25 protein-coding genes are annotated in these 26367 nt (G+C 51.1%); all 25 read right to left on the bottom strand.

Features of this window, described 5'->3' with window-relative positions; genetic code table 11:
• Positions 1-94 precede the first annotated feature (94 nt).
• Positions 95-1033, bottom strand: coding sequence for a dipeptidase (locus ACTID9_RS16665; protein WP_441065719.1), 939 nt, complete (start codon positions 1031-1033; stop codon positions 95-97).
• Between the two features lie 176 nt (positions 1034-1209).
• Positions 1210-1470: a stage V sporulation protein SpoVS gene (spoVS, locus tag ACTID9_RS16670; protein WP_003385776.1), complete on the bottom strand. Its 261-nt coding sequence runs from the start codon at positions 1468-1470 to the stop codon at positions 1210-1212.
• 119 nt (positions 1471-1589) lie between these two features.
• On the bottom strand, positions 1590-2390 hold the full coding sequence (locus ACTID9_RS16675) for a TIGR00282 family metallophosphoesterase (protein ID WP_441065724.1): 801 nt from the start codon (positions 2388-2390) through the stop codon (positions 1590-1592).
• Between the two features lie 75 nt (positions 2391-2465).
• On the bottom strand, positions 2466-4013 hold the full coding sequence (rny, locus tag ACTID9_RS16680; RefSeq protein ID WP_425456275.1) for a ribonuclease Y: 1548 nt from the start codon (positions 4011-4013) through the stop codon (positions 2466-2468).
• A 260-nt stretch (positions 4014-4273) separates the two neighbouring features.
• Complete coding sequence (locus tag ACTID9_RS16685; protein ID WP_441065726.1) at positions 4274-4924, bottom strand: RecX family transcriptional regulator; 651 nt, start codon at positions 4922-4924, stop codon at positions 4274-4276.
• Between the two features lie 105 nt (positions 4925-5029).
• A complete protein-coding gene (gene recA, locus ACTID9_RS16690) occupies positions 5030-6088 on the bottom strand; it encodes a recombinase RecA (RefSeq protein ID WP_441065728.1) in 1059 nt (352 codons plus the stop codon).
• 148 nt (positions 6089-6236) lie between these two features.
• Positions 6237-7820 carry a DEAD/DEAH box helicase gene (locus ACTID9_RS16695; protein WP_441065730.1) on the bottom strand — a complete coding sequence of 528 codons (1584 nt, stop codon included), beginning with the start codon at positions 7818-7820 and terminating at the stop codon, positions 6237-6239.
• 7 nt (positions 7821-7827) lie between these two features.
• Complete coding sequence (locus ACTID9_RS16700) at positions 7828-9069, bottom strand: competence/damage-inducible protein A (RefSeq protein WP_441065732.1); 1242 nt, start codon at positions 9067-9069, stop codon at positions 7828-7830.
• Between the two features lie 40 nt (positions 9070-9109).
• The gene (gene pgsA / locus ACTID9_RS16705) at positions 9110-9685 is read right to left on the bottom strand and encodes a CDP-diacylglycerol--glycerol-3-phosphate 3-phosphatidyltransferase (RefSeq protein WP_441065734.1); all 576 of its coding nucleotides are present in this window, start codon (positions 9683-9685) and stop codon (positions 9110-9112) included.
• Complete coding sequence (gene rimO, locus ACTID9_RS16710) at positions 9686-11032, bottom strand: 30S ribosomal protein S12 methylthiotransferase RimO (RefSeq protein WP_441065736.1); 1347 nt, start codon at positions 11030-11032, stop codon at positions 9686-9688.
• Between the two features lie 108 nt (positions 11033-11140).
• On the bottom strand, positions 11141-12049 hold the full coding sequence (locus ACTID9_RS16715; RefSeq protein ID WP_441065737.1) for a helix-turn-helix domain-containing protein: 909 nt from the start codon (positions 12047-12049) through the stop codon (positions 11141-11143).
• 12 nt (positions 12050-12061) lie between these two features.
• On the bottom strand, positions 12062-12847 hold the full coding sequence (locus ACTID9_RS16720) for a DUF3388 domain-containing protein (protein ID WP_441065738.1): 786 nt from the start codon (positions 12845-12847) through the stop codon (positions 12062-12064).
• 119 nt (positions 12848-12966) lie between these two features.
• Complete coding sequence (locus tag ACTID9_RS16725; RefSeq protein ID WP_441065740.1) at positions 12967-13224, bottom strand: DUF3243 domain-containing protein; 258 nt, start codon at positions 13222-13224, stop codon at positions 12967-12969.
• 83 nt (positions 13225-13307) lie between these two features.
• Positions 13308-14039 carry an elongation factor P 5-aminopentanone reductase gene (ymfI, locus tag ACTID9_RS16730; protein WP_441065741.1) on the bottom strand — a complete coding sequence of 244 codons (732 nt, stop codon included), beginning with the start codon at positions 14037-14039 and terminating at the stop codon, positions 13308-13310.
• Between the two features lie 14 nt (positions 14040-14053).
• On the bottom strand, positions 14054-15343 hold the full coding sequence (gene yfmH / locus ACTID9_RS16735; protein ID WP_441065743.1) for an EF-P 5-aminopentanol modification-associated protein YfmH: 1290 nt from the start codon (positions 15341-15343) through the stop codon (positions 14054-14056).
• Positions 15344-15345: 2 nt separating this feature from the next.
• Complete coding sequence (yfmF, locus tag ACTID9_RS16740; RefSeq protein WP_441065745.1) at positions 15346-16641, bottom strand: EF-P 5-aminopentanol modification-associated protein YfmF; 1296 nt, start codon at positions 16639-16641, stop codon at positions 15346-15348.
• Between the two features lie 112 nt (positions 16642-16753).
• On the bottom strand, positions 16754-16906 hold the full coding sequence (locus ACTID9_RS16745; protein WP_183192296.1) for a hypothetical protein: 153 nt from the start codon (positions 16904-16906) through the stop codon (positions 16754-16756).
• Between the two features lie 46 nt (positions 16907-16952).
• Positions 16953-18143: a stalk domain-containing protein gene (locus tag ACTID9_RS16750; RefSeq protein WP_441065747.1), complete on the bottom strand. Its 1191-nt coding sequence runs from the start codon at positions 18141-18143 to the stop codon at positions 16953-16955.
• A gap of 184 nt (positions 18144-18327) precedes the next feature.
• Complete coding sequence (locus tag ACTID9_RS16755; protein WP_441065749.1) at positions 18328-19269, bottom strand: ABC transporter permease; 942 nt, start codon at positions 19267-19269, stop codon at positions 18328-18330.
• Positions 19269-20342, bottom strand: a complete 1074-nt coding sequence (locus ACTID9_RS16760) for an ABC transporter permease (protein ID WP_441065751.1) — start codon at positions 20340-20342, stop codon at positions 19269-19271. The genes ACTID9_RS16755 and ACTID9_RS16760 overlap by 1 nt, the downstream gene beginning before the upstream one ends.
• The gene (locus tag ACTID9_RS16765) at positions 20335-21873 is read right to left on the bottom strand and encodes an ABC transporter ATP-binding protein (protein ID WP_441065753.1); all 1539 of its coding nucleotides are present in this window, start codon (positions 21871-21873) and stop codon (positions 20335-20337) included. Before ACTID9_RS16765 ends, ACTID9_RS16760 begins: the two co-directional genes overlap by 8 nt.
• Positions 21874-21979: 106 nt before the next feature.
• Positions 21980-23038 (bottom strand): BMP family lipoprotein, encoded by a 1059-nt coding sequence (locus ACTID9_RS16770; protein ID WP_441065755.1) that lies wholly within the window; start codon positions 23036-23038, stop codon positions 21980-21982.
• A gap of 288 nt (positions 23039-23326) precedes the next feature.
• Entirely contained in the window at positions 23327-24256 is a 930-nt protein-coding gene (locus tag ACTID9_RS16775) for a nucleoside hydrolase (protein WP_441065757.1), read from the bottom strand.
• A complete protein-coding gene (gene rbsK / locus ACTID9_RS16780) occupies positions 24237-25139 on the bottom strand; it encodes a ribokinase (RefSeq protein ID WP_441065759.1) in 903 nt (300 codons plus the stop codon). The genes ACTID9_RS16775 and rbsK overlap by 20 nt, the downstream gene beginning before the upstream one ends.
• Positions 25140-25146: 7 nt before the next feature.
• On the bottom strand, positions 25147-26178 hold the full coding sequence (locus ACTID9_RS16785; protein ID WP_441065760.1) for a LacI family DNA-binding transcriptional regulator: 1032 nt from the start codon (positions 26176-26178) through the stop codon (positions 25147-25149).
• Positions 26179-26367 lie beyond the last annotated feature (189 nt).

Here is a 26367-nt window from a genome sequence, read left to right on the forward strand (position 1 = left end):
GTAGACCTCGTACCGATAAATTGCAAGACTTTTTACTGGAATTACTTATAGAACGATTCGTTAGATGTACTCGGTACATTAATGTTCCCAGTTACTATTTTAGCACGTTTCCGAAAACACGCAACCAGTTTTTATACATAATTTTTTCAACTTCCGCTTCCTGATAGCGCTTTAATAAGGCCTCGACTAAAAGTGGGTATGTACCTGCGTGTTCCAAGCCCGGGAAAGTCGCGTCGATCCCGTCAAAATCTGCGCCGATCGCAATATGATCAATCCCGCCCAGCCCACAAATATGCTCGACATGGCGCAAAATATCGTCGATGCTGGGCCCTTCCTTGTCCTCTCGATAAAACGGCGGAAACAGTGCAAGCCCCATCACGCCGCCATTGGCGATCAAAGCCGCGATTTGTTCATCGGACAAATTGCGCGGACTATCGAATAAGGCTCTTACATTGGAATGAGACGCAATGATCGGCTTCCTGGTTACAGACAGCACATCCCAAAAACCTGGCTCGGCCAGATGGGACACGTCGATCACCATGCCCAGCTGATTCATCTCTTCTATTACTTCTCGGCCAAATTGCGAAAGTCCGCCGGCCGATGGCTCCAAACAACCGTCGGCAATCGCATTCCGGTTATTCCAGGTGAGGCCCATGCCTCTGACGCCCAAACGATGCAGCGTCCGCAGGTAGGTCATGCTTTCGCCAACCGGCTCCGCTCCTTCTACAAACAGAATAGCCCCTTTCCGGTTGTTTAATACGCAGTCTTCCAAATCCGCAGCGGTGAGCACAGGGGCTAGTCCAGCCGGTACAATTTTGCGGTAAAACAGCTCGATCATCTCGAGTGCCGTATGGAATCGACTCGCGGCCTCGATTTCGCGCGGCGTCCAGATGGCAAACGTCTGGATCAGCACTTGTCCCGCCTCCATTGCAGGCAAGCTCACTTGAAGCCGCTCATCCATTTCCGTAAACGAAAGATCCTCATGTCTCCATAATTTCAACAGTGCGTCACAGTGCGCATCAAATACATGCATGTTTGCGTTCCCCCTCTTGTGTATGAAAAATGACTCTCCCGTCACAATGGTACTGGAACATGACCATGTGCGGCTAGCAAAAAATGGTGTTTGTTCGTTTTTTTCCGGACATACGAAAAAACCTGTCTATTCCGAGAATAAACAGGTGAACCTCTCCTCTCTTATGAAAACACGCATTATCGGGGCTCAACGATAAGCTTAATTGCAGTACGCTCCTCCCCATCAATTACGATATCGGTAAAGGCAGGAATGCAGATGAGGTCAACTCCACTAGGTGCTACGAATCCTCGTGCGATCGCGACGGCTTTCACAGCTTGGTTTAGCGCCCCAGCACCAATGGCTTGGATTTCGGCTGCACCGCGTTCACGAAGTACGCCTGCTAGGGCACCGGCAACAGAGTTGGGGTTCGATTTTGCTGAAACTTTTAATACTTCCATCCCTTATAAACCTCCCGTCTGATAGGAATACTGTTGTTTATTAGAATCATATTTCGTTTGTGCCCCAAAAATTCCTGCAAGAGAGAAGGAAAAATTCAAAAAATTCCGATTCGATCCTATTATTCCATTAAGGGGTGGGATGTGTCAATGCGAATACGCTCGATTTTGACGGTTTTCCCCGTTCCTTTATCCAAATGATATAAGACAGCATTCAACTGCGTCGGGCCGCCTGCCACTTCGAAGCGAACCGGCAGCTGCGTCAGAAACTTTTTCAACACCGCTTCACGGTCCATGCCAAGGATTCCATCCGACGGGCCGCACATGCCCGCATCCGTCAAATAGCCTGTGCCATTCGGCAAAATCCGTTCGTCACCTGTCTGTACATGCGTATGCGTGCCGACCACTGCGCTGACGCGTCCGTCCAAATACCAGCCCATCGCCTGCTTTTCAGATGTCACCTCTGCATGGAAGTCGACGAAAATGTACGGTGTCCGCTTCCGTGCCTGCTCCACCAGCTTGTCTGCGGTCAAGAACGGGCAATCGAGCGGAGGCAAAAAGGTGCGTCCTTGCAAATTGATCACGGCGAGTTCCTGTGATCCGTTTTTTATATACATCATGCCATTCCCGGGCGTTCCTGCCGGAAAATTCGCCGGGCGAACCATCTTGGTTTCTTGATCGATAAAATCAAAAATCTCTTTATTGTCCCATGTATGATTGCCAAGCGTGATGCCATGCACGCCCGCATCATACAGCTCTCTGGCAATCTTTTGGGTAATTCCGCGCCCGTTTGCACTGTTCTCTCCGTTCGCAATGATGAAGGTCGGGTCATACTTCCGCTTTAACCGTGGCAGGTATTCCTTGACCATCTCTCGTCCGCTTGATCCACAAATATCACCCAAAAAAAGCAACTTAACTTGCATGGCGTCCACCTCTTCACTAACATTCTTCCAACATAGTATGTACGTAATAGAAAAATAAAGTGGCATTTCGCCACTTTATTTTGCGTACTCGACGGCTCTGGTTTCACGGATAACCGTTACTTTAATATGTCCCGGATAGTCGAGTTCATTTTCAATTCGTTTCGTAATGTCACGAGCCAATCGGATTGCATCAGCATCATCGATTTTTTCTGGCTGTACCATTACGCGGATTTCCCGTCCCGCCTGAATCGCGTAGGATTTCTCGACTCCATCGAAGGATTCGGAGATCTCCTCCAGTTTTTCCAGACGTTTAATGTACGTCTCCAACGTTTCGCGTCGTGCTCCCGGACGCGCTGCCGACAAGGCGTCAGCTGCTCCGACGAGCATCGAAATCACGGATGTCGGTTCGGTATCACCATGGTGAGACGCGATACTGTTGATGACAACAGGGTGCTCACCGTATTTTTTCGCCAATTCTACACCGATTTCTACGTGAGAGCCTTCTACTTCGTGGTCGATCGCTTTCCCGATATCATGCAGCAAACCTGCACGCTTCGCCAGCTTGATGTCTTCTTTCATCTCGGCTGCCATGAGGCCTGCCAAGTGAGCCACTTCCATGGAATGCTTGAGCACGTTTTGTCCATAGCTTGTACGATAGCGCAAGCGCCCCAGAATCTTGATCAAATCCGGATGCAAACCATGAACATCAGTTTCAAATGTAGCCTGTTCCCCGTATTCGCGGATGCGTTCATCCACTTCTCTACGGGCTTTTTCTACCATTTCTTCAATGCGAGCAGGGTGGATACGCCCGTCTGCCACCAGTTTATCTAACGCCGTTTTGGCGATCTCGCGACGAATTGGATCGAATCCAGAGAGAATGACGGCTTCCGGAGTATCATCAATGATTAAATCAATTCCCGTTAAGGTCTCCAAAGCACGGATGTTTCTGCCTTCACGGCCGATAATCCGTCCCTTCATTTCGTCATTAGGCAAGGTAACCACCGAGACGGTCGTTTCCGCCACATGGTCTGCGGAGCAACGTTGAATCGCTGTCGAAATGATTTCGCGCGCTTTCTTGTCCGCATCTTCTTTGGCTTGCGTTTCGATCTCCTTGATCATCATCGCCATCTCATGGCGGACCGTATTTTCTACGTTCGTCAAGATAATCTGTTTCGCTTCCTCTTGCGTGAGGCCGGAAATGCGTTCCAATTCCGCAACCTGCTCTTTATATAATTGCTCTACTCGATTCTGCAGTTCGGCTGTCGCCTTCTCGCGTTCAACGAGTTCCGAATCTTTGCGCTCCAGCTGATCCAGCTTTTTGTCGAGCGTTTCTTCCTTTTGAAGAACGCGGCGCTCTTGACGCTGGATTTCGTTGCGCCGTTCCCGAATTTCATTCTCCGCATCGCTGCGCAGTTTGTGGACCTCGTCCTTCGCTTCGAGAACTTTTTCTTTTTTGACGGCTTCTGCCTCGCGCTTCGCTTCTTCAACAATCTGGCGCGCGGCTTCCTCAGCGCTGGAAATCTTGGCTTCCGCAATCGACTTGCGGACAAAGTAACCGATTCCATAACCGACTGCCAACACGATGATGAGCAATAGGATCGCTACTAATGGGTTCACTGCCATAGTCTTTTCATTTCACCTCCTTGTTAAAAACATCTCCCCGCTTTCACAGCACTTGTTTTCGATTCACCTAAAAAACAAGACCGATGCCACTCGGTCCGCTGAACGCCGTACATGGGGTGTACGGTTCTTCAGTTTTTCCACTACGAATTAGCAAATGAAAGAGCGAATCAATATGAAACACCTTGTAAATACAAACCTATTTTATTATTTGTGAATAATGCTTGTCAAGAAGCACGGCACTGATCCTGCCATTTTTTGCCTCAAAACGACTCCTCTTCCGTCTGTACGAGCCCAAACGCCTGTCGAATGATCTCATGCGTAAAGCCTTTTCGCTGCAGCATAGCGGACAGCTTCTGTCTCTCTTCATAGCTTGGCGGCTCCGTTCGGTTGCGCAGCTTCTTGGCAAGCAGCCTCGCCGCCGCCTCAACCTGATCCGTTTTTTTCACCTGCATTGAAGCCTCTTGAATATCGTCCTCGGCAATCCCTTTTTGCCGCAGCTCCATCCGCAACTGCAGCAGGCTACGTGACTTATTCAGCATCCGCTCCCTTACCCACTGCTGGGCAAATGCCGCATCATCCAGGTAGCCCTGCTCCTCGCACCTTTTGCAAATCTCTTGCGCCAGCGACGAGGGAAACCCTTTTTCGATCAGGTAGCTTTGCACCTGTGCGCTTGTTCGCGGGCGGAAGCCCAAATAGCGCAGCGCATATAAATAGGCGCGATTCCGTTCCTCTTCCTCCAAAATCTCGGCAAACAATGCCGGGTCCAGCTCTTTTCCTTTATGGAGCGAATACTTCACCAAAATATCTTCATGCACGTCAAATGCATGCTCGTCATTCACATAAATGTGATAGCGGTGCTTGACTTTCGCATGCTGTACGATGGAACTGATCTGCCCCGCCTTCAAGGTCACGCTTTTCTCCGCCTTTCCTTCTCTTCATACAGCTGCAGCCTGCCGTAGTAACGGCAGGCTGCAACGACTTCCACTTCCCGACTTTTGGATGATAAGCCGATTTCTCTATTCCAGATCGAATTGCGGTTCTTCCTCTTGCTCAGGATCGATAACCGCTTCAATCGCAGGGACTGAATTGGGATTCAAGCTGAAATACTCGCGCACTTTTTCTTCGATTTGAGCCGCGATGTGCGGGTTTTCTTTCAGGAACAGCTTGGAGTTTTCCCGGCCTTGGCCCAGGCGTTCTTCGTTGAAGGAGTACCATGCGCCGCTCTTCTGTACCACATCGATTTCTGCACCGATGTCCAAAATGCTGCCTTCACGCGAAATTCCTTCGCCGTACATGATGTCGACTTCCGCTACTTTGAACGGAGGAGCCACTTTATTTTTGACGACCTTGATCTTCGTCTTGCTACCCACAACGTCATTGCCAGCCTTGATGCTCTCCGCTTTACGAACATCAAGACGCACGCTCGCGTAAAATTTGAGGGCGCGTCCACCTGGAGTTGTCTCCGGGTTTCCGAACATGACGCCGACTTTTTCACGCAGCTGGTTGATAAAGATGGCAATTGTTTTCGACTTGTTGATCGCACCGGACAATTTGCGCAATGCCTGAGACATCAGACGCGCTTGCAAACCGACGTGGGAATCGCCCATCTCGCCTTCAATCTCTGCTTTCGGCACCAACGCGGCAACCGAGTCAACGACGATGATATCTACCGCACCGGAACGTACGAGAGCTTCTGCGATCTCCAATGCTTGCTCGCCCGTATCTGGTTGAGACAACAACAGCTCCTCGATGTTTACGCCGAGCTTGGCCGCATAAACCGGGTCAAGCGCATGCTCGGCGTCGATGAAAGCAGCTTGTCCGCCCTGCTTTTGCACTTCGGCAATCGCATGCAAGGCAACCGTCGTTTTACCGGACGATTCCGGTCCATACACTTCAATGATCCGTCCGCGCGGGAAGCCCCCTACGCCCAAGGCGATATCAAGCGCCAATGCGCCGCTCGAAACAGTGGATACTTGCATCGAGGCCATATCCCCCAGTTTCATGATCGAGCCTTTCCCGAACTGTTTTTCTATTTGACGCAATGCACTTTCTAAAGCCGCACGACGATCTGACAAATAGGACACTCCCCTTCAAGTTCATTTCTTTCTTATCTTCATCATACATCGAGACAGAAGCCTTTGCCAAGTATTTTTTGCGAACAAATATTCGCATGGGACAAAAAGGCCACCATGCCCGAAGGCACGGTGGCTTCTCGACGTTCGCTTATTTTTTTCCGCGCGGCTTGGCAGGCTCCATGTTGATCCGCTTGCCATTGATTCGCGTCTGGCGCAAAGATTCGTAAACGAATGGCGCAACTTCCTCCGGCACTTCCACAAACGTGAAGCTCTCGAAGATGTCGATCCGTCCGACAGCTTTGCCCGGGATGCCTACGCTCTCGGAAATCTCTTTCACAAGGTCCTGCGGCTTCAGGTTCGCGTTGCGCCCTACATTGAGGAAGAAACGCACCATCCCTTTGGCAGCGCCTGTTTCGCCAAAGTTGTACGACTCCTCTTCAGAAGCCCCGCCTGTCTCGCTGTAGAATGCGAGATGAAGCGCAGCCGCCGCCACTTTGCTTGGCGGGAACTGGTCGGACAGGCTTTCTACCAGTTTTTCATACATGTCTGCGATCTCGTTCGTTTCCAGGAGGGCGACGAGCTGCTCGCGAAGCTGCTCCTGCTTGCGCTCGGCGACTTCTTCCTGCGTCGGCACGCTGCGGGAGATTACTTCCGCTTTCGTCTGCTTCTGGATAATGGTCAGCTGGCGCATCTCACGCGGTGTCACGAGCGTCATCGCAATCCCTTTACGGCCCGCACGCCCGGTACGTCCGATGCGGTGCACATAGCTTTCCGGATCTTGCGGAATATCGAAGTTGATGACGTGCGACACGTTGCTCACATCGATCCCGCGCGCAGCCACGTCGGTCGCGATCAACAGCTCGATGGTTCCTTCGCGGAACGAATGCATGACCTTGTCACGCTGTGCCTGTGACAAATCGCCGTGCAATCCATCAGCCAGATACCCACGCGCCTGCAACACCTCTGTCAACTCGTCGACGCCACGCTTCGTACGGCAAAAGATGATCCCAAGCTCGACATCCTCACTGTCAAGAATGCGGCAGAGACTCTCCACCTTGTTGCGATCAAACACTTTATAGTACACCTGTTCGATCAGCGGTGCAGTCACTTCTTCACGGCTCACCGCGACCGTTTCCGGATTTTTCATGTAGCGTGTAGCCAGACGCTTGATCTCATATGGCATGGTCGCCGAGAACAGCAGCGTCTGACGCTCGTCTGTCATATGCGTAATGATCGTTTCGATGTCTTCGATAAAGCCCATGTCCAGCATCTCGTCCGCTTCATCGAGGACGAGCATGGAAACGTTGTCCAGCTTCAGCGTTTTGCGGCGCAAATGATCCAGCACGCGTCCAGGCGTACCGATCACGACTTGCACGCCTTGCTTCAAAGCGCGGATTTGGTGCGAAATCGATTGGCCCCCGTAGATGGGAAGCGTGCGGATCTTTTTATATTTGGCGATCCGGCGCAGCTCGCCTGCCACCTGAATCGCCAGCTCACGCGTCGGCGTCAGGATGATGGCCTGGATTTTGTTTGCCGGCGTCATTTTTTCAATCAGCGGGATGCCGAATGCTGCTGTTTTGCCTGTTCCCGTCTGGGCTTGGCCGATCAAATCTCCGCCTTCCAAAATTTTCGGGATGCAAGCCGCCTGAATTGGCGATGGCTCTTCAAATCCCATATCGAAGATGGCTTGTTGTACGGTTTTATGTAAAGCGAAGTCTGAAAAAATGGTCATTACTCGTTCACCTTTCTTTTAAGCGTTGCAACGCATGAAACAGTGCCGTTTTCGCGGTGCGCCCGATGATGGCCTGGCGGCGTCCCGATAACTGCAGCTGTTTGACAACAGTCGGGCATCCCTCACTGGCGACCCCAATGTAGACCAGTCCGACGGGTTTGCCTTCCGTGGAATCCGGTCCTGCTACGCCGGTTACAGAGACACCATGTGTGGTATGTAGTTTCCCTCGTACATTTTCAGCCAAAAGCTTGGCTGTCTTTTCGCTGACTGCGCCCTCGACATCAAGGACTTCCTGCGGAATGTCCAGCAGATCATGTTTCGCCTGATTGCTGTAGCAGACGATGCTCCCCGGAAACACGGCAGAGCTGCCTGCGATCGATGTGATCAGCGACGCAAGCGTGCCGCCTGTGCAGCTTTCCGCGAAAGCGATCGTTTCCTTACGTTCCTTCAATGATTCGACCAGCACTTGATGCAGCGATGTTTCCCCTGTCGCATACACGTACTGCCCCAAACGGCTGCGAATCTCCGTTTCGACTGGAACGATCAACCGTTCGGCTTCCTCCACGGTCTGCGCCCGCGCGGTGATGCGCAGCGTCACTTCAAACTCTTTGGCATACGGCGCGATCGTCGGATTGGACTGGCCCTCGATCAGATCAAGCAGGCGCTCTTCCAAGGCCGATTCCCCAATCCCGAAGAAGCACAGGACACGGGAATGGAAAACTTGTTTGCCTGGCAAAAGATCCGTCAAAAAGGGCATGACATACCGATCGACCATCGGGTACAGTTCGCTCGGTGGCCCAGGCAGCAGTACATAGGTGACACCATCTTTCGTATACCCCATGCCCGGTGCCATCCCATGATCGTTTGCAAATACGGCCGAACCGTCGATAACCAGCGCTTGCTTCCGGTTGTTCTCCGTCATCACGATGCCGCGCTGCTCAAAAAACGCGGTAATACGCTGCATCGCAAGCTCATCTGTCACCAGGGAGCGCCCGAGATGTGCCGCTACGGTTTCCTTCGTCAAATCGTCTTGCGTGGGGCCCAGGCCGCCAGAGAAAATAACGAGGTCAGAGCGAGATGCCGCCAGTTTGATCGTCTCATCCAGCCTCTTTGCATTATCGCCAACAACGGAATGAAAATAAACGCTGACGCCGATTTCTGCCAGCTTGCGCGACAGAAACTGCGCATTCGTATTTGCAATTTGTCCAAGCAAAAGCTCTGTACCAACAGCAATAATCTCAGCTTTCATCTGACTCATCCCAATCTTTGCTTAACTAGGTGTACATCCGTCAACTGTAGCGGATCACCTTGCGATTTTTTGCAAAATAGTCATAGCCGGAGTAAATCGTGATAATCACCATCGCCCAACTGGCAATCGTCGTAAATGGAAAACCGATATACTCAAACGGGAAATTTTGGATCATCAGCGGCACGATCGCCACGATCTGCACCCACGTTTTCAGTTTTCCCAACGCGCTGGCCGCGATCACTTGGCCGTCGGCCGCTGCGACCAGGCGAAGCCCTGTCACAGCGAACTCACGGCTAATAATGACAATCGCAATCCACGCTTCTAACCGTTGCATTTGGACCAACGAAATGAGCGCTGCGGAAACCAACAGCTTGTCTGCCAGCGGATCCAGGAATTTCCCCAGGTTGGTTACGATCTTGCGTTTTCGGGCAATATACCCGTCAAGACCATCCGTACTGGCTGCGATAATGAAGACAACAGCAGCGATGATTTCATTGTAGGTGATGCTCAATGTGCCAATCGTAAACGTGCCGAAGTTGTGGCCTATCAGTAAAAAGAACATGACGACCGGCACGAGGAATATGCGAACGAGCGTGATGCGATTGGCAAGATTCACTTAGATAACCTCCCCGGCAAGATCGTATTCGTACGAATGCGTAATCCTCACTTTCACGATTTTCCCCAGTTCGCCTTTGTAACCGGAAACGAACACTTCCCCATCAATCTCCGGCGCATCATATTGACTGCGTCCTACAAAAACGTCGTTTCGTCCATCGTAGCGTTCGATCAATACATCCAGTTCACGGCCGACGAATCGTCCGTTCCGTTCCGAAGCGATCTCGCGTTGCATTTCCATAATGATGTTGGATCGTTTTTCCATCGTTTCTTCATCGATTTGGTCCGGCAGGCGGGAGGCAGGCGTATCATCTTCTTTTGAATACGTAAAGACGCCCAGCCGATCAAATCGAATATCTTTGACAAATGCTTGCAGATTGGCGAAATCTTCTTCGGTTTCGCCTGGGAAACCGACGATCAGCGAAGTGCGTACGGCGACATCCGGAACTTGCGCACGGATTTTCGCCACCAATTCACGAATATCGCGCTGACGGCCTGGACGGCGCATCCGTTTCAAAATCGCGTCTTCCGAGTGCTGCAGCGGCATATCGATATATTTGCAAACCTTCGGGTTGTTCGCAAATTCTTCAATCAACTCATCCGTGAAGAAGCCTGGATAAGCGTAATGAAGGCGAATCCATTCAAGTCCATCCACTTCAGACAGCTTGCGCAACAATTCGGGCAGCATCAGCTTGCCATCATAAATATCGGTACCATAATTGGTCGAATCTTGCGCGATCAAGCTGACTTCCACAACACCCTGTGCAACGAGGTGGCGCGCTTCCTCGATGATCGATTCCATCGTGCGGCTGCGGAAAGCTCCGCGCATCATCGGAATGCTGCAGAACGTACAGGCGTTGTCACAGCCCTCGGCGATTTTGATATACGCCGAAAACGTGCCTTCCTTGACTTTCCGTTTCACGACTTCCTCGTAGGTAAAGATTGGATTCCCGACGAGCGCGGTCCGTTTGCCAATCAGCGAATCGTCAATCACCTTCGTAATCGACATGAAATCGCCTGTTCCGACAATCCCGTCAACCTCTTTGATCTCGTTTAAAATGTCTTCTTTGTATCGTTGCGTCAAGCAGCCCGCTACGACCAACGATTTGAGCTTGCCGGTCTCTTTCAATTCGCCCATTTCGAGAATCTTGTTGACGGACTCTTCCTTCGCTGCATCAATGAACCCGCACGTATTGACGATGACAACGGTCGCTTCATTCGGATCATCCACCAGCTCATAGCCCCGCTCGTCGATCAGGTGAGCCATCATATCTGAATCTACTAGATTTTTTTCACAACCAAGCGTTACAATCGCGACTTTTTCCCGCGATATTCCTGTCTCTGCCATTTGTTTTCCTCCAATTAGTCACACCTGCCCAGATTACACCTATACAGTATAATATATGGCTATTTGAGTGTCAAAAATAGAAAAAGGCAGGTATTTCCCGCCTTTTCCTTACTGCGCTTGTTTAATTGTAACAGAAAGATTGGACGGGAAGAAGGTGAGTTTGGACATATCAACCGGATTGTCGTTGATGGACAATTGCACGGCTGTCGGGTTGCCCAGCACAATATACGCTGTGCTACCTGCCTCGATCACTTTCTCGTCCCCTTTTTTGATCGTTGTTTCATCCAGCTTTTTGCCGCCGCGCTTTTCACGCACTTGTGTCCAGCACGACTTATCCGTTCCCACCAGTTTGATCGACAGCTTCTCCGCTTTTTCTACGCTAAACACGTATTGCGAGCCTTGCTGCGATACGAACGTGAGGACTGGCTTCTCTACCGTCGTCCCATCAGCGGTGGCTGGCGGGAGCGTATCGGTCCCCGCCGGCGGAGGCGTCGCCTGCCCTGCCGGATTGGTCGTCGTTGGCGGGATCGTCGCCGCAGGTGGCGGCGTAATGTTCATGTTCGGTGACGGTTGCTTCATGTCCAGATTGTCGTTCGCCGTATTCCCCGGCAAAGGACTGGTGTCCACCGGAGTTCGATTGACGAACGCCATATAAATGACGCCGATCACAAGCGCCACGAACAAAACGAGAAGCGTCTGCGTCACCCATCTGCTGGATTGCAGCGGCTCTTTCGATGCCGCTCTTCTCCTGCGCAAACGCGCCATCTGCTCCTGAGGAGGTTGGGCAGGCAGATCGGTCTGAAAATGGGCGAGCAGATCATTCGGTTCAAGCCCAACCGCTTCGGCATAGCTTTTGATAAACGCACGCGCGTAAAAGTGGCCCGGCAAGAGATGGTAATGCCCACGCTCGATGGCTTCCAGGTAGCGGCGCTGTATTTTGGTCACCCGTTGGACATCGTCGAGTGAAATGTTTTTCTCTTCACGAGCTCTTTGCAGCACTTGGCCAAGCTCCGACACAACTTATCCTCCTTACCTAAAATCAAAGTCGCTCATCCCACTGGTGTTGATCAACTCATACGTAATCTCTTCATCGGCATGGTGACGCAGCTCGATGATGTAATGAAAATCGGAGAGTTGATACTCGGATTCGCGCACGAATATATCAGGATGTTCAATGACCTTCGTCGCCGGAAACGCCATCATCTCACGCAGCAGGCTGTGATGTCGCTCGGTTGAACGCATGGTCGAGACGATCCCATCAACTAAATATACATGATCACTGGACATTTCATCAATGGCGAGTGAATTTCGCACGGTTTGGCGCAGCAGTGTCGAGGATAAAAATGTCCAGCGCTTGTTCGCCGAAACGCTGGCCGCAATCATCGACTCGGTTTTGCCTACGCGCGGCATCCCCCGAATCCCGACCAATTGATGTCCTTCCTTCTTGAAAATCTCAGCCATGAAATCGACGAGAATCCCCAGTTCGTCACGCACAAAGCGGAACGTCTTCTTGTCCTCGTTGTCGCGTTCAATATAGCGTCCATGCCGTACTGCCAAACGATCCAGCAACGTAGGCGGTCTCAGCTTGGTTATGGTTATGTTGTCCACTTTTTGAAGAATATTACGCAGAATTTCGATTTTCTCATCGTCATCCGTCATCAGGAGTAAACCGCGTCGATTATTTTGGACACCGTTGATTGTGCCGATGTTAATTTTTAGCATCCCCAGAATGGAAGCCAAATCCCCCAACAGACCTGGACGGTTGATGTGAATTTCATACTCGAAATACCACTCTTTTTTCTCTTTAACCTCCATCGCGTTTCCTCCCGCACCTATTTTTACACAGTATACCATTTCGTGCCCATTCGACAAAGCAAAAAAGAAAAATCCCCTGAATAAAGGGGATTTTCACGGTTCACTGCTATTTGTCGCTGTTATTGTGCGTTTCCGCCTTGAACGAGCTTCACCATCATGGATGCCAGGTCTTTGCGTTGGGTTTCATCCGCAACATCCCACAGCTGCTTGAGCAGACGCTCCTGATCGTTCTTGGGGTCAACCTGCTCAGCGAGGTAGCCACCGATTTGATACGCGACGTTTTCAATCGTATCGCTTTCCATACCAGCGGTCTTGGCTTGTTGTACACGCTCACCCAAAAATGATTTCCAATCGTGAAAATTCTCAAGAACAGACATGTCTATTCCTCCTCCTGAAAGTTCGAACGGACATCGCTGGCCCGCATATTACTACTTTTCCTTTTTTGGAGAAGGAATATGCATCACGTGTACCATCCGCCATTTGGGGCGACGACCTGGCCTGTGACATACCCCGCTTCGCTGGAAAGCAAATAAGCGACGAGCGAGGCCACTTCATCTGCCCGTCCCAGCCGGCCCATCGGGATGTCCTGGGCGATCCACTCCACTTCCTCTGCGCTGAAGCGGTTCATCATGCCGCCCTGGATGGCGCCAGGTGCGACAGCATTGACGGTGATGTTGTTCGGGGCGAGTTCCTTGGCAAGCGCCTTTGTAAAGGCCAAGACCGCACCTTTCGTCAGCGAGTAAAGCACCTCGCACGCTGCGCCTGTCTGGCCCCAAATCGACGCGACATTGACGATGCGCCCGTATCGATGCTGGAGCATCGCCGAAATCATCTTTTGCGAAACAAAAAATGCGGAGCGGACATTGGCCGCGACCAGTTCGTCAAATGCGTCCGGCGTCACGTCCTGCACCAAACCAAAGTGCTCGATCGAGGCATTGTTCACAAGCAGCAGCGGCTTGATTGGCAACTGCTGGAACAATCCCTCGATTTGAAGCGGGTCGCGCAAATCGGCCTGAACAGCAAGCGCCGGAACGCCGCGCTCAGCACAAAAAGCCAAAATCGGTTCAAGCTTGTGTCCGGACTGATGGTAATGAAGATAAAGCGGAACTCCCCGTTGGGCGAGCGCCATGCTGATCGCGCCGCCCAGCTCCCCGGAAGCCCCTGTAATCAATGCCCACGGTGTTTCTGTCATACAAAACCTCTCTCTTATTTTCCAGCGGCAGAACGAACGATGGAAAGCGCCATTTGTTCCGGTTTAAAATGTTCGCGAATGCGCTCCTCCACTTCTTTGCGAGTGATTTGTTCAAGCACCGGCACAACCGCAAACAGGCTGGTGCCATTAAACTGGTAGTTGGTAAATTGGTTGGCGATAAACTCAACCGAATTGCAGGAACGCAAAAATTGCCCGATTTTTTTCCGTTTCGCCCGTTCAAAATCTTGTTCGGACACGCCGGCTTGCTGCGCGCGGGCAAGTTCGGCTGTGATCTGCGAGACGAATCGATCCGGGTCGGGCGTATCCCCGCCGATGATGGTATAGCCGTACATTTTATCATTGGAGTAGTCGAAGTCGAACGACTCCGTGATGATGCCGTCGTCATACATTTGCTGGTACAGCTGCGTGCTGCTGCCGAGCAACAAGTCGAGCGCCAGCTTGGTCGCGAACTCCCGGCGCAGCAGCTGTTCGCCGGTAAGCCCGTTTTCTGTATCCTTGAAACCGAGGAAGCATTTGGGGAGTCCGACCGGCAGGGCAAACTCCGTCCGCTCTTTGGCGATCTTAGCCGGTTCTTCCGGAAAAATTCGCTGAATATCCGGCGCGGGCGGGAATGTTTTCGCGGCCTGGTTCTCTTTGATGAGCTGCATCATTTGCTCCACATCAAACGAACCGACCATGAAGAAGACCATGTTCGCTGGATGGTAAAACGTCTCGTAGCATTGGTACAGCACTTCTTTATCAATCGCCGAAATCGATTCGACCGTCCCGGCGATCTCGATGTTGATCGGATGTTTTTGATACATGCCTTTCAACAGATTCATGTAGACTTTCCAATCGGGATTGTCATCGTACATGCGAATTTCCTGCCCGATAATCCCTTTTTCCTTTTCTACGCTGGCATCCGAGAAATACGGCTCCTGAACGTAATCAAGCAGCAGTCGCGTGTTCGCCTCGAGATTGTCCGTGCAGGAAAACAGGTATGCCGTACGGTTGAAGCTGGTAAAGGCATTGTAGGAGGCACCGTTTTGACTGAATTCCTTGAACACATCGCGATCTTTCTTGTCGAACATTTTATGCTCCAAAAAGTGCGCGACACCATCCGGCACCTGCACCTCGCGTCCATCCTTCAAGCGGAAATGCGAATCGATCGAACCGTAGCGCGTAGTAAAAACCGCGTACGTTTTGGAAAATCCGTGCTTGGGCAGCAAAAAGACAGACAAGCCGTTCGGCAGCGTTTCATGGTAAAGCGTTTCCTTCAGTTGTTCAAAAGTGGTTGTCTGCATGATTACGCTTCCCCCTTCTGATCGCGCAGCAAATAAATGGTATCCATCTGGATTTTGCCAGCTACCGCTTTGACTTGATCGACGGTGACATGGGTTAATTCATCCAGCAGTTCGCCAAGCCGCCTTGTACGACCGCTCAAAATGCCGTTGTACGTAAAGTCGACCATCATGCGCGGGCTGTCGAGCAGTTCACGGAATTGGTTGATCAGCGTCGCTTTTGTCTGGGCCATCTCCTGCTCGCTGATTTGCCCCGCCTGAACAAGCTTCAACTGTTCGTTGATGATGAGCAGCGCTTTTTCATAGTTGCCCACCTCAATGCCGGACATGATCATCAAGATCCCTTTGTGGCTTTCCAGCCGGGATACCGCGTAGTATGCCAGCGACGCCTTCTCGCGAACATTGACAAACAGCTTGGAATGGGGAAACCCGCCCAGTACGCCATTTGCGATCAGCAAGGCCGGGTAATCGTCATCCGGATAGCTGATCTGCGTGCGGCAGCCGATATTCAGTTTCCCTTGATTTACATCGAGCCGCTCGATGACTTCCCGGGTTTTTGTTACATGCTTTGGCGCGCTTTTTACTGTGAACGCTTTCACCTGGCGCCCATTTACGTTTATGTATGTTTGGATATAGGATTTGACTTGTTCGGCCCCTACATCGCCGACCACAAAAATGTCGATCGGATAATGGGCAAGCAGGTCTTCATAATGGGCGTGCAGCACAGCCCCGTCAATTTCGGCCAGATCGGCAATTCGTCCGTTCACGGGCAGACCGAACGGCTCGCCCGCGCACATTTCTTCCGTTACGCGCTGATTGGCATAGCGCATTTTGTCATCGACGATGCTTTCGATCCGCTTGCGCAGCGATTCTTTTTCGGTTCTGATGTATTTTTCTGCAAATTTGCCATTCTCCAGGTAAGGCTGTGTCACGACTTCGCCGACAAGCTGGATCGCTTGCTCGAGCAAAGGCGTTTGCTCGGAAAGGAACTTTTCGTTCGGGATTTCCATATACACTTGCAAAATCTGGCGCTCTCCCTTTTTCGTCACATCCACGTCAAAAATCGCGCCATAAAGGAAGTCCAGATGTTCTCGCAGCAGTCTGGTTTCAGGAAAACGTGCCGTTGCACGCTTCATGACCATCGACAGCAACGCGGTTTTGGTGACGGTTTCTTCCGCGAGCGGCTGTTGGATCAACAAGACGATGGTTGTTGTTTTGAACTTGTCAGTCGAAAGGATGTGCAGGTTCATTTCATTGACGTGAGACGTTTCAAACAAAATCTCTTTGGTCGACGCTGTCATCTCTCATGCTCCTCTCGTTTGGTTCATGACGGTTGAATGCTTCTATTGTAACCAAAGATTGGGTATTTCAGCAAAAAAAATAAAAGAGCCTGTCCGGCTCTTTTACCATGCTTTACAAATCGGTTGTATCCCAGTCATCCTGTATGTTCTCCGCCACATCGTCAAAGCGGCCGCACTCGGGGTTAAGGCATAGCGTCCCCCGCAGCGACCGATCTTCAAACGGCTGGCCCGCACTTCCGCCACAATAAGGACAAGACCACATCAACGAACGTTCCTCCCTTACGTCGGATTCATCCGTTAGCTTGCCCGAATCAGGAGGCCGGAATGCTACCGCTCTCTTTTTCCCAGTATTGCAAGTACATGTATGGATCAAATGATTTGCCGGTATCGTTGTAATACAGGCCGAAATGCAGATGAGGATCGAATTGGCCCTCGGTCCCAGTCGGTCCGTACCCAGTATTGCCGACGAAACCGAGCAGCTGCCCCGCTTTCACATAGCCGCCCAGCTCAAGTCCGGGCGCATAGGCTTCCATGTGCGCATAATACAGGCGATAGTTCCCTGACTCATCCGTGATGTTCACGCGCCAGCCGCCGTACTCGTTCCAGCCCAATCGGTTGATGTAGCCGTCGCAAACGGAATAGACCGGATTGCCCTTCTGCGTCATGATATCGACGCCTTCGTGGCTTCGCGCATTTTCTTCATAGTGGCCGTCGACCCAGTCCCTGCCATTCCCGTATGAATCGCCATACGGTTCATAGCTGTTTGATGCCAAAGGAAAAACATAATCCTCTGCAAGCAGAGGCGTTTCCTTAAGAAGCGCACTTACCGGATGTGTCGCGTCTTTGGCATCTTTCGGCAACGCTATTAGTTGGCCTGGATACAGATTTTTGTCATCAATCCCGTTGATCTTCTTGATGTCATCCTCATCCGTCCCATGCACTTTGGCGATTTCGCCGAGCGTATCGCCAGGTTGCACCACGTACATGCGAGAAGGCGCGACGGTAGCTGAAACAGCTTGTCCCGCCGATTTTTTGGTGTTCACAATCGCGACCTCGGCCCGTTTGTCCCACTCTACCTGATAGCCGAGACTTTGGCTGACAAATCGCAGCGGAATCAATGTGCGCCCTTTGCTGATCATCGGCGCCGCATCCAAGATCGTGCGTTTTTCGTTAACATATCCGATGGCTTTCCCAATATACAAACGAATCTTGTTTGTCCCTTGCGTCACCGTAACGGTTTGGGTTGCATCTTCATAGGAAATCGCTGCCCCCGTATTTTCCGCGATGGCACGAATCGGCACCAGCATGCGCCCGTTTTCAATCGTCGGTTTGACATCGCTCGCCACACCTTTTCCATCAATCAAAAGCGAAATCGTTGGCAATGCGGTAGTACCAGCGGCATGGGCCGGGGCCATCCCTGTAAAGAGCGTGCTTGTCCCTAGAAGTACCCCCAACGCAAGCCCTGCCAGCCTGCGGCTCCGTCTGTTGACATGTACACTCATCCTGTTCACTCCCCATGCATTCAATACAAAGGGTATTATCACATAATTCGAGTGGGGAGCGTAGGCACAAAATGTACCAGTCATCCGTGCAGGAACCGCAATTCATTGCCTGAATTCGTCCCGCTTTTTCCATGTAAAAAGCAGCACCGCTCGAATCGATGCGGTGCTGCTTTGCACTGGTTTATTAGCGAGAACCGGTCTCGTATGGTTTGCCCGACGCTGCCGGCGCATTGGCGCGGCCTACCACCCCAGCCAAAACGAGGATGGTCAAAATGTACGGGAGCATAAAAATGAATTCAATCGGAACGATTTTGTTCAGCTCAAACACCTGCACGAGCGATTTGACGGCTTGCGCAACACCGAAGAACAGCGCTGCCCACATCGCGCCCGTCGGATTCCATTTCCCGAAAATCATCGCAGCGATCGCGATGAAGCCTTGTCCGGAAACGGTGTTGTGCGAGAAGTTGCTGGTCGTCGTGAGTGCGATCGTCGCGCCACCCATCGCTGCCAACGCGCCGCTGATCATGACCGCAATGTAACGCATGCGCGCCACGTTTACACCGAGCGTATCGGCTGCACGCGGATGTTCACCTACCGCACGCAGACGCAAGCCAAACGGGGTACGGAACAGGACATACCAGGTAACCGCAACGAGGACGAACGCCAGGTAGCTTGTCGGGTACGCTTCAAAAATCGCATGACCTACATACGGGATGTCACCGAGAAACGGGATTTTCCATTTGGTAAAAACGGTAGACAATGTTGTTGTTTGACCTGCGCCATTGAAAATGATCTTGGTCAAATATACGGTTAGCCCTGTTGCCAAAAAGTTGATCGCAACACCGCTGACGGTTTGGTCAGCTTTAAATGTGATACACGCTACCGCATGCAGCAGCGCAAAAACCGCGCCGGCGAATATGGCAGCCGTGAAGCCGACCCATGGCGATGTGGTGAAGAAGGTGACGACAGCACCGGTAAAGGCACCCATCGTCATCATCCCTTCAATCCCGATGTTAACGACGCCGGATCGCTCGGAGTAAATGCCGCCGAGCGCTGCAAAGATGAGGGCGGTAGAGAATACAATGGTATCGTGAACGAGGTTGCTGCCGATCGAAAGCCAATCCATCAGCTACGTCCCTCCTTTTTCTTAGCAAGAATCGGTTTCAAGAAGAAGCGGACAATGCCATGTGCAGCGACAAAGAAAATGACAGATGCAATTACGATCCGAATCAGCTCGATCGGCACGCCGGCGCCGAACTTCATTCCGTTGGCTCCAAACGTCAAAATCCCGAACAAAATCGCGCCAAGGATGACGCCAAACGGTGTATTTCCGCCGATCAACGCTACCGCGATCCCGTCAAACCCGTAACCAGGCATCGCTGGAGCAATCGCTTGGTAATGGAAAACGCCCAACACTTCGCAAGCGCCGCCCAAACCGGCAAACACGCCACCGATAAACATCGCCTTGACGACATTGCGATTCACGTTCATCCCGGCATACTCGGACGCATGCGGGTTCAAGCCGACCGCACGCAATTCAAAGCCTGCTTTCGTTTTCCAGAGCACGATGAAAAAGAAAACGGCAGCTGCAAGGGCAATGACGGTCCCCCAGTGAAGACGCGCATTGTCAAAAACCTCGGATAACCAACCGAATGTAATGATTGCAGTATCCTTCACATCTTTGGAGCGCTGTTGACCCTCCGGTACGAGAAAAGCGGAGAGAATATAATTGGAGAAATAAAGGGCAACCCAGTTCATCATGATGGACGTAATGACTTCATGCACGCCACGGGCAGCTTTCAACCATCCGGTCAAAGCGCCCCACAGTCCACCTACGACACCACCGACAATTAGTGCGAGCGGCGCATGAATGTATACCGGCAGATCAAAGGTGACGCCGACATATGTGGCAGCAATCGACCCCATGATAAATTGGCCTTCCGCACCGATATTAAACAGCCCTGTGCGGAACGCGAATGCAACGGATAAACCGGTGAAAATGAGCGGGGTAATCTGACGAATCGTTTCCCCGAAATTGTAGACATCACCAAAAACTTTCTTCAGCAGCGACTGGTACGCCAGAATCGGATCAAATCCGCCCGCCAGCATCGCTACCGCACCGACCAGCAAACCAAGGATGATGGCTGCTACAGGGACAAGAAACGAGTCTTTTGTAAAGACTGCTATCACTTTATTCATCGCTTCCTCCTCCTGAGATGCGTTTTCCGCCGGACATCATCAGGCCAAGCTCCTGCTCCGTCGTCTCACGTGGGTTGACGATCCCGACAATTTGCCCTTCATAAATAACCGCAATTCTGTCGGATACGTTCATGATTTCATCCAATTCCAATGAAACAAGCAGAACTCCCTTGCCTTTGTCACGCTGTTCAATCAAACGCTTGTGAATAAATTCAATCGCCCCGACGTCGAGGCCGCGCGTCGGCTGCGCTGCAATCAGCAGATCCGGGTCTTTGTCCACTTCACGGGCAATGATCGCCTTCTGCTGGTTTCCACCGGACAAGGCGCGCGCCAACGTATGGATGCTCGGCGTGCGCACGTCGAACTCCTCAATCAGTTTGGCAGCGTGCTTGTTGATCGCGTCGTAATTCAAGAAGCCGTTTTTGTTGAATGTCGGATGGAAATACGTTTCGAGCACCATGTTTTCGCTCATCGTAAAATCGAGTACCAATCCGCGCTTGTGTCTGTCCTCCGGAATATGGGACAGGCCCGATTCAGAAATGGCCCGCGGCTTGTTGTTGGTAATGTCGTTGCCTTTCAGCAGCACTTTTCCCGACTCGATTTTTTTCAAGCCAGTCAATGCTTCGATCAGCTCGCTTTGCCCGTTTCCATCTACACCGGCAATCCCCAAAATTTCGCCCGCTCTCACCTCAAACGAGATGTTTCGCAGCGCATCGATGCCACGGCTGTCTTTTGCCGTTACTTTATCGACGGTCAAAATCACTTCTTTCGGAACGCTCGGCGCTTTTTCCACTTTGAAGTTGACTTCGCGGCCAACCATTTTGGCTGCCAAATCGTCCGGGTTGGTCTCCGAAACTTTGACGGAATCAATCACTTTGCCGCGGCGAATAATGGTAACTGCGTCACATACCGCCATAATCTCTTTCAATTTGTGCGTGATGAGGATGATCGTTTTGCCTTCCTTCACCAGGTTGCGCATGATTTCAATCAGCTCTTGAATCTCTTGCGGGGTCAATACGGCAGTCGGTTCATCGAAAATGAGAATTTCAGCGCCCCGGTAGAGCGTTTTCAAAATCTCTACGCGCTGCTGCATCCCGACGGAAATATCGCTGATTTTCGCATGCGGGTCGACCTTCAACCCATACTGCTGCGAAAGCCGCTCTACATCTTCCGCCGCTTTGCGCGAATCTATCTTCAACCCTTTTTTAGGTTCTTTTCCCAAGATAATGTTTTCGGTGACCGTAAACGGCTCCACCAGCATGAAGTGCTGATGCACCATCCCGATACCCAGCTCATTTGCCACATTCGGGTTTGAAATGGTAACAGGTTTTTCGTTGATTAAAATCTGACCTTCATCTGGTTGATAAAGACCAAACAAAATGTTCATCAATGTTGATTTGCCTGCTCCGTTTTCACCGAGCAGCGCATGGATTTCACCTTTTTTTACATCGAGAGTAATATTGTCATTCGCTATGATTCCGGGAAAGCGTTTGGTAATTCCGCGCATTTGTACAACTGACTGCGTTTGCATCTTCACATTCACCCCGTTTTTATGGGTTATCATTTTTGGCTTAGGAAGGAAAGACAAGGCTAGTTCAAACGACTAGCCTTGTCTTTTGTAAAACGACACACATCAATTACTCAGGTTTGTCTGGCACAGTGATTTCGCCATTGACGATTTTTGTTTTGAACTCTTCTACTTTTTTCAGAACGTCTTCCGGAACGTTTTTCTTCGATGTTTCTGGCAAGCCTACGCCGTCTTCTTTCAGACCGAGCAGAGTTGTTTTGCCGCCATCGAATTTACCTTCAGTCAGATCTTTGGACACGCGGTAAACCGCTTCGTCTACGCGTTTCACCATGGAAGTCAGGGTTACATCATCGCCGAAAGTCAGGGATTGGTCTTTGTCTACACCGATTACCCATACGTTTTCGCCTTTTGCTTTGCGGTCTTTCGCTTCATTAAACACGCCGTCGCCAGTAGAACCAGCAGCGTGGAAAATGATGTCCGCGCCTTGACCGTAAATTTGGGAAGCTGCGGATTTACCCATATCAGGTTTGTCGAAAGCACCTGTGTAGATGGTGATTACTTTGGCATCCGGTTTTACTGCTTTTACGCCCGCTTTAAAGCCAGCTTCAAAGCGTTTGATAACCGGGATGTCCACGCCGCCAACGAAACCAACTTTGTTGGATTTTGTCATGGAAGCTGCTACAACCCCAACCAGGAAAGAACCTTCCTGCTCTTTGAACAGAACGGATTCCACGTTTGGCGCTTGTACTTCAGCGTCAATGATCGCCAGTTTCGCGTCTTTGTTTTCATCGGCTACTTTTTTGACGGAGTCTGCCATCATGAAGCCGATCCCCCAAGTCAGATCCCATTTGTCTTTTACAAACTGGGTCAGGTTTGGAACGTAGTCAGCGTCACCAGTGGATTGCAAGTATTTTACTTGCTCATCAGACAGCTTCAGGTCAGTCTTCAGTTTGGAAAGACCTTCCCATGCGCTTTGGTTAAAGGAGTTGTCGTTCACGCCGCCAACGTCTGTAACCATACCGATTTTTGCTGTGATGCTGGAACCGCCAGCAGCTGGTGCTTGTCCATTGCCGGATGGCGCAGCTTCATTTGTCTTTCCGCCACAGCCAGCCAACAGCAAGGAAAGGCTGAGTGTTGCAACGGAGAGAACGGAAACGATTTTTTTCATCCTCTGATACCCCCATTGAATTGTTGTTCATGAAATTGCAAGCGAGTCTAACAAGTATTCTCGCCAATTTCCGCAAATACCTATGAACGCTTGAAATTTTACCCTATCTAAGAAGATTTGTGCAAGCAATAATTTTTTATCCATGGAATCGGATACTGTTTTTGCGCACGACAAGGACAAGACGATGTTCGTGCGTCTGCTTGCAAATGGTATACTGTTAGCATTTGCTTAAAAAAGTACAGTATGCCTGTTATGAATATGATGCAAAAACTTGGACGTTGCGCAATGTTAGGACAACAATTCCAGCAGTTTCTGCTTGAAACGATCCGCGTCGATTTCTTGGCAAATGGTCACATTCGCCGGCTTTTGATGAACATGGAATCGATCAATGATCAATTGTCCGTATGTTTGCTCGCTTTTCGTCTCCATGTACCCGTATGTCTCGAATGCAGCACAAACCATATCGGGCCAAATCGCTACAGCCATCGCCGTTGGATCAGGCAAGTCAAAGCCGCGCCTTCCATATTGGGACAAATTGTGCTCCTGCAGCACTTTTGTGCAGGAAAGCGCAAATTTAGCAAGCGGCGTTTGCAAAGCGGCGATTCGCTCCATATCCCCCTCGTCAATGAACGTTTTGCCCATGCTGACATCCCAGCCGACAAAAGTCAGCGGCATGCCCGATTGCAGCACAATCTCCACGGCTTCAGCATCCACGTAAAAGTTGAATTCGGCGACAGGCGTAACATTGCCCGGACCCAATCCTTGTCCGCCCATAACGATAACGCGCTTGACATACTCGGCGATGCGCGGCTCTTTCAAATAGGCAAGAGCGAGATTGGTCATCGGGCCGAGTGTTACCACTTCAAGTTCATGCGGATTCGCCATGATATGATGAATGATTGCATCAATGGCATGCATGTCTTCCGGTTTTCCCGCGGGGGCTGGAAGATGCATATTGCCCATGCCGTCGCTTCCATGAACGTACTCTGACGTGAATAACTCTCGCATGATCGGCTTGTGCATGCCACGATAAACCGGCGGAGCATAGGAATTGACAGCCTCGATGGTGTTAAGCGCGTTTTTCACCGCCTGGTCCACGGACAGATTCCCGCAAACAACCGTGATCGCTTCCACTTGAATGGTCGGCTCGCGCAGTGCCATGATCAACGCGATCGCGTCATCTGAAGCCGTATCTGTATCAATCAGAAACTTTCTCATCGAGACACATCCCCTTTGTCATAACCTCATCCAACGTCGGCATACCGGCCTGCGCACCCAGCTTTGTGACGGACAATGCCGCGACACGGCTGGCAAAATTTGCCGCATCAGCAAGATTCGCTCCCGTCGCGATGGAATAGGCAAGCCCTGCGTTGAACGCATCACCCGCACCAGTCGTGTCCACCACTTCTACTGCATAGCTCGGACAGGTCGTCAAAGGGATGCCATTTCCAGCGAAAGCCACACCATTTGCCCCAAGCGTTGTAATGACATATTTTGCCCCTTGGGCAAACATTTGCGCAACGCTTTCTTCCAAACCTTTTTGGTCTCGGCCCTCATTGCCAGCCAAGACGTCCAACTCGCTTTTGTTTGGTGTGATGTAATCAATTTGCGCAAGCAGCCCCTCCGGCAGCACTTGCGCCGGTGCCGGGTTCAAAATGACCGTTTTCCCGTAGCGCTTGGCAATTCCGGCTGCCTGCACCACAGTCGGCAGCGGAATTTCCATTTGCAGCAGGACCAAATCCGCAGCAGCAATCAGCGATTCGTGGCGATCCACGTCGCTTGGCAGCACTCGGTGATTCGCACCTGGCACTACGGTAATACGATTGTCTTTTTGGCAAAGCTGGATGATCGCGATTCCCGTCGCGACACCATCTTCCTGTTTGATTCCATCCAAAGAGATGCCTTCTCTTTGCAAGGCATGGAGTAAATCTTTCCCGAAAGAGTCCGTTCCTACAGCGCCGATCATCTGTACGTCAGCGCCGAGGCGCGCCAAAGCGACGGCCTGATTCGCCCCTTTTCCTCCTGGGATGAAATGCGCCTGCTGGCCGAGCACGGTCTCTCCCTGCATAGGGATGACATCGGTCTCCACCACGATATCCATATTCAAGCTACCTACGACCACTATTTTGGGGTTCGACAACATCTCCGCTCCTTTCCGTCGATGCTCTCTGTATCAGTGAAACATCCAGTTCATAGACTTGTTTGTTTTCTAGCGTCCCCTGAATCTCCGCAAACAACAGCTTGGCAGCCGTAGCTCCCATTTCATAAATGGGTTGGGCCACTGTCGTAAGCTCCGGTTCTGTTATTTCCGTCAACGCAATTCCATCGAATCCGCAGATCGACACCTGTTTGGGGACTTCAATGCCCAGTTGCCGCAATGCCTTCAATGCACCGATCGCCATCAGATCGTTTCCGGCAAAGATTCCGTCCAAATCCGGATGGCGCCTCAGCAGTTCGAGTGTCGCCTGCCGTCCACCCTCCAAGGTAAAATGTCCGGGCTCCGTCAAATCTGGCGAAAACCATTCGTATGTACGAATACGATCTTCATAGCCGCGCAAACGTTCCATCGCCGTAATGAAAGGAGCTGCCCCCGAAATATGGGCAATTTTTTGACAGCCAATCGACAGCAAATGATCGACTGCCATCTTGGCTCCGAGATAGTTATTGCAGCGGACAACGTTGCAGTAGCCGTAGTCAAGCGCGCGGTCAAGTACAACCATCGGCAGCTTCTGATTTTTTAAACGCATGATGTCTTCGGTAGAAAGGGTGTTGGAGGCAAAAATGATCCCTTCAATGTACCTCTGGGCTAGCAGTTCCACATACGAAATTTCTCTGGCAAACTGATCGTCAGAATTGCATAAAATAACCGTATATTGGTGGGAACGAGCGACATCCTCGATCGCCCTGGCCAATTCTGGAAAGAAAGGGTTCGTGATGTCAGGCAGGATCAAGGCAATCGTCCCCGACCGTTTGTTCGCAAGGGTGCGCGCCACAAGATTCGGCTGATACTCCAGCTCATCGATTGCAGCCAGCACCCGCAGCTCCGTCTCCTGATTCACATACCCATTCTTGTTCAGTACGCGTGATACCGTAGCGACTGATACCCCGGCTCGTTTCGCCACATCTTTAATGGTTGCCATCTGCTATGCCCCACCCGTATCTGTAATCGGTTACACCCTGGTTAAAAAAAAGAAACAAGTATTGTGTAACCGTTTCCACATTTCCGATTATATACGCGCTTTCCGTAGAAATCAATGAAATTTTTTGCAATGAACAACGGGTTGTGGCGCACATTTTTGCACGAAAAAAGGAACCAGCAGCTGATTGTG

This window comes from Brevibacillus fluminis, assembly GCF_052072235.1.
Taxonomy (GTDB): Bacteria; Bacillota; Bacilli; order Brevibacillales; family Brevibacillaceae; genus Brevibacillus_D; species Brevibacillus_D fluminis_A.